This is a genomic window from Psychrobacter sp. AOP30-A2-5 (genome assembly GCF_052378115.1).
Lineage (GTDB): Bacteria > Pseudomonadota > Gammaproteobacteria > Pseudomonadales > Moraxellaceae > Psychrobacter.
This window is the reverse complement of the sequence record NZ_JBQSXK010000039.1, coordinates 1-4773: the sequence shown is the minus strand read 5'-3', so window position 1 is coordinate 4773 and position 4773 is coordinate 1. Positions and strand designations below refer to the sequence as shown.

Below are 4773 nucleotides of genomic sequence, written 5' to 3'. Positions count from 1 at the left end.
CCCCAAAGGAACCAGCTATTTCACCCTTTAAACCTATTAACAGACTACTCAAAATAGACTGTTAATATGGAACTATCTATAACAGGCTTTTGAATTATGGGACTGGTCGCCGCGCTTTTGCCCTATCATTAGCCTATACCTAAAACATAAAACCTTTAAATGATAATCTATCTATCATTAGACTTTTTTATATTATTAAAAGATAGTAATATCTTACTATTATCAATGAACATTAATTATTAGGTCTAAGTAATAGAGGTGGTGTTATGACCGTTCGTATTTATGTGAGAGCCAGCACTAAGGATCAAGACGCTAAGAGAGCCTTGTCTGACTTGATTAGCTTTAGCAAAAGCTATGATGATATCTATGCTGAATACATTGAACATTTCAGTGGTACGAAGCTAGATAGACCGGCACTCACTAAGTTACTTAATGATGCCAATCAAGAGGATATTCTGCTGGTTGAAAGCGTGGATAGATTAAGCAGATTATCTCAAGATGATTTTGCAATTCTAAAGCAGCGTATCAAAGACAAAGGCTTACGATTGGTTGTGGCTGACCTACCAACTACACATACGGTTAGCGGGGGTATGACAGGCGACATCCTCAGGGTAATTAATAATATGCTGATCGACTTATTAGCAACGATGGCAAAGCTTGATAACGATAAACGTAGAGAGCGTATTAAGCAGGGTTTAGCAAATAGTGGCTATAAACCTACTGGTAAGAAAGCCAATACAGTGAAACATAATCGTATTAGAGAGTTGGCCAGTCAAAACAATATGACGAAAGAGGAGATTGCTAAGGCGGTTGGTGTTGGGGTGGCTACGGTTTATCGGGTGTTAAAGCAGGGCTAACAGCTGAATAGTTGAGGTATTTTAAATAACAGTTTGTCTTTTTTATAGACACGATACTATTAGATACATAAGAACCAACTTGGAAGTTTTTAATCATGCAACCGACTTATTATAGTGTTTAACAAGTAATCTACAGTTTCGTCAAGCATGAACCGATGTAAACGTTAAATAACATTTTAGTCTTATTCATAACTTTTATTATTTCTTATTATTTATGGCACGTCAGCTTGATTAGGTTTTAAAAGCTATTATCCTACCCAATTTTTTGTCTAAACCTCATAGATTCAAGAGTAGCCAGCCATATCAAAGGTAGAATAATCAGCGCAGACCCTACTAACAAAGTCATATTTGGCACTTCATTAAACCATATGATTCCAACCACCACCGCCCCTATTAAACCTGAGTATTCCGCACTAGAGACTTTGTACGCTTCAATGTGTCGATACACCTGTACGCATATACCTGCATAAATCAAAATGAATATATTTGAACTGGCGGCCGTAATCAATGAGCGCCAATCAAATGGCTGTCCTTCCCAAATAGCCAAACCAAGCGCGAATGGGATTCCTAATAAATTGGTCAAAAGTAGCGTTTGATAGACAGTATGATGTTGTGGAAGTTTACGAACTAACAGATTGTTTAGCGCCATGGTTACCGCCACTATAAGGGCAAACACCGCCCCTAAATTGATCTGTTTCGGTTGTACAATAACGAGGATACCAGCAAAACCTAATATAGAGGCTGCGATAGTCGGAAAATTTAATCTGTCTTTATAAAATAAAAAACCCAGTGGTAATACAAATAAAGGGGCGGCATAAAAAATAGCATTCGCAGTCGCAAGAGGCAGTGCTTGAAGAGACAGTACCATGAATATCACACCCAATAACCACACGTGACTACGAACAAAGTGCCATTTTATATTACTGAATAACTTGTTCTTTTTATTAATTAAGCAAAATGGCAACAGCATTAAAACCGCTGTGCATTGACGAAACAGGATAAATTGATATACCGCCGTCTCAGAGGGCAAGGCCTTTATCAAGGCGTCTGAGAAGACCGCAATGATATTTCCTAGTACCAATAGCGTCATGGCAAATGCAACACTCATCTTTGGCATTCTTAGCCTCCCCGCCCTATTCAGAATTCAGAAACTGTTAAAACCCCAATAGGTTCATGCTGATTTAACGATCTGTCAGGCAGTATATTCAAGTAACGGTATGATGTATAATGATATAAAACATATTTAGTATTACCTGAGGTAATAATGGATTTACCACCGCTGCGTGCAATACAGTGCTTCGAGTCCGTTGCACGGCTTAACAGCTTTTCAAAAGCAGCAGAAAGCCTCAATGTGACACAAAGTGCCGTGAGTCACCAAATACGCATCCTTGAAGAGTATCTTGGGGAAGCAATGTTTTACAGGCAAGGCCGGACCTTTTCGTTGACAGAGGTTGGTGAGCGTTATTTCACAGATGTGAGTGGCGCATTGGGTCTACTTTCAGATAGTAGTCAGATTATTAAACATGGAAAACCTGGGCATATACGCTTAGCTCTGTACAGTTCAGTCGCAGTGAATTGGTTGATTCCTCGACTAGAAGACTTCTATAGACAGTATCCAGAAATAGAACTCACTTTAGATATGGTTAATCATCCCTCTGATTATAATGAGCAAAGGGCCGATTGTTATATCACCGTCGATCCTCCTCCACATGCTTTCATCAGTAAGTTTTTATTTACTGAAACTTTATATCCTGTGTGTGGTCAAAAGCTTTGGGAGAAAATAAGAGATAAACCCCTTCCTGACGCATTGTGGCGGCATCCAATATTGTCTGTGAGATATGCAGATACAAGCGTGAATACAGCAGAGGATTGGCTGCGGTGGTGTAAGGCAGGCGGATTTGAATTGCCAAGCGATATAAAGATAAATCATTTTAGTCATGTACTACTAGCGATAGAAGCCGCAAGGTACAATCTGGGCATTACTCTTACCAATAATTATATGATGCAGGATGACGCTTATAAACAAAATATCGTTAGAATTCCAATGCACGAGTTTCTAACAGGGGACCAATTTTACTTCGTTTGCAAGGAATTAAAGAATAATCAGGATGATATTATTAAATTAAGCGAATGGCTGAAATCCCAATGTAATTAAAAAAATCTTTACCTTATTTGTTATCAAAAGATCAAATTATGATTTGTTATAGGGGTTTAAAATGATGATTTAGAAAATCCCGATCAACAATTCATAAAGACTCATATCCTCAATAAATAGTCATTTATTTTATCTGATCTTAAATAAGATATAGTCAATCCAACTTAAAGTTGTAACAGCAGACATTGCTGAATAAATGATTTAGATCATTCTCACCCCAGCCCTGCCTGAGCTTTTTTACCTCAGCCCATTTGTGTTCAATAGGATTTAGATCAGGACTGTAAGGCGGTAGCCAGAGTATACGGTGACCGTGTCGGTTTAATAGCTTTTTGATACGTTTGTTCTTATGAAATCTGGCATTGTCCATGACGATGACACATTTGTGACCAAGCTTTGGAATAACGTTATATAGTTAAGTCTTTATAAAATCGATACAGCCCATATCATGAAACAGTTTAGGTAGATTATTCTCCATCCATCCTTGGCGTAGAAACTTAGCCTGTGCCCATTTTTTCTCGATAGGGTTTAGATCAGGGCTGTATCGATTTTATAAAGACTTAACTATATGTTATCTATCAGCCCACTTTAGAACTGACTTTTAGACTAAACCTAGAAACAATACAAATAAAAAAGTTAAGTAATGCATAAGGATTAGATTATGATTGCTAATGTATTTAATTCCATCGCAGACTCCTTCTTTAATTTTTTACTAGCCATTATTTGCGTACTCATGTTATTGGCACCACTGTATAAATGGAAGTCTCGTCCTAACAAGGCGCTCACCAAAAGAATAATAATAGCAATTTTTTTAATTCCAGTCTCTTTATATCTTCTAGTAGATACTTTCAATACTAAAGACCAGCAAAAAAACGATCAACTGTTATCAGTTGCTCATTTATCTGAAAGAGATAGGCCATTAGAAAATGAAAACCATATTAGTATGCCTGATAAGCATGCTTTTGCAGCGGCCCTTGAATTGAATGGTATTAGAACAAAACAAAATAACGAGAGCCGGACCAACCTTAAAGAGAATAAAGATGAGCATCAAGAAGGTAGCTCTCAGGTAAGTCTTCACTCTGAAAATAATAATGGAGGGTTGTAGACTTGTGGCACAACTCTTTGTGTATGACGAACTGATGGTCAATCCATCTGATCTCTACTATCAAATCCGTAGTAACAAACTTCGCGGATTTTAGTGACGCAGCCTGACAGTAAAAATCAAACTACACCTATCTTGGCGATACACTATCTCATTTTTCAAACCCACGAAGGCGATGTGATTTTGGTTGAGCAGTTTGACCGCTTAGCACGTTTGAAACAAGCTGATTAGGTTACTCTCAAAAGAATGCTATCAGAGAAAAAGTTGGCAGTCGTATCAAAAGAGCTGCCGACCTCACATATGGCGCTTCAATCTGAGAATAGCACTGAATTTATGAGTAGCGTGTTGCAAGCCATCAATTCAATGTTACTTGATATGCTCGCTGCTATTAGAAAGGACTATGAAGATCGGCGTAACCGTCAGATGCAAGGTATTGCTCGTGCTAATACAGAAGATAAGTATTCAGGACGTATGAAAGATTCCGAGAAACGTAAGATTATCGCTAACCTCCTAAAATCTGGACATAGCTATACTGAAATGCAAGCTACGGCTAAGTGTTTTCGTCAACTGATAGCTGTTGTAGCTATAAAAATGGGTCGATACTCAAATACTCAAATACTCAAATACTCAAATACTCAAATACTCAAATACTCAAATACTCA

General features: G+C 37.8%; 6 protein-coding genes and 1 pseudogene. 5 read left to right on the top strand and 2 right to left on the bottom strand.

Going from position 1 to position 4773, the window contains the following annotated elements; translation table 11 throughout:
• Positions 1 to 266: 266 nt before the first annotated feature.
• The gene (locus tag ACT3S4_RS14125) at positions 267 to 857 is read left to right on the top strand and encodes a recombinase family protein (RefSeq protein WP_443559928.1); all 591 of its coding nucleotides are present in this window, start codon (positions 267 to 269) and stop codon (positions 855 to 857) included.
• A gap of 253 nt (positions 858 to 1110) precedes the next feature.
• Here the strand turns inward: ACT3S4_RS14125 and ACT3S4_RS14120 are convergent, their stop codons facing one another.
• Positions 1111 to 1974 (bottom strand): DMT family transporter, encoded by an 864-nt coding sequence (locus ACT3S4_RS14120; RefSeq protein WP_201538576.1) that lies wholly within the window; start codon positions 1972 to 1974, stop codon positions 1111 to 1113.
• Positions 1975 to 2121: 147 nt separating this feature from the next.
• On the opposite strand from ACT3S4_RS14120, the gene ACT3S4_RS14115 reads away from it, so the two are divergent.
• Positions 2122 to 3012, top strand: a complete 891-nt coding sequence (locus ACT3S4_RS14115) for a LysR substrate-binding domain-containing protein (RefSeq protein WP_025650898.1) — start codon at positions 2122 to 2124, stop codon at positions 3010 to 3012.
• Positions 3013 to 3166: 154 nt separating this feature from the next.
• Here ACT3S4_RS14115 and ACT3S4_RS14110 read toward each other — a convergent pair whose 3' ends face one another.
• A complete protein-coding gene (locus ACT3S4_RS14110; RefSeq protein ID WP_264673006.1) occupies positions 3167 to 3385 on the bottom strand; it encodes a transposase in 219 nt (72 codons plus the stop codon).
• A gap of 285 nt (positions 3386 to 3670) precedes the next feature.
• On the opposite strand from ACT3S4_RS14110, the gene ACT3S4_RS14105 reads away from it, so the two are divergent.
• The 3 genes and pseudogenes from ACT3S4_RS14105 to ACT3S4_RS14095 form a co-directional block, all read left to right on the top strand.
• A complete protein-coding gene (locus ACT3S4_RS14105) occupies positions 3671 to 4114 on the top strand; it encodes a hypothetical protein (RefSeq protein WP_201538578.1) in 444 nt (147 codons plus the stop codon).
• 93 nt (positions 4115 to 4207) lie between these two features.
• Positions 4208 to 4342 (top strand): hypothetical protein, encoded by a 135-nt coding sequence (locus tag ACT3S4_RS14100; RefSeq protein WP_264298306.1) that lies wholly within the window; start codon positions 4208 to 4210, stop codon positions 4340 to 4342.
• Between the two features lie 15 nt (positions 4343 to 4357).
• Positions 4358 to 4773: pseudogene (locus tag ACT3S4_RS14095) on the top strand (hypothetical protein); the annotation flags it as partial.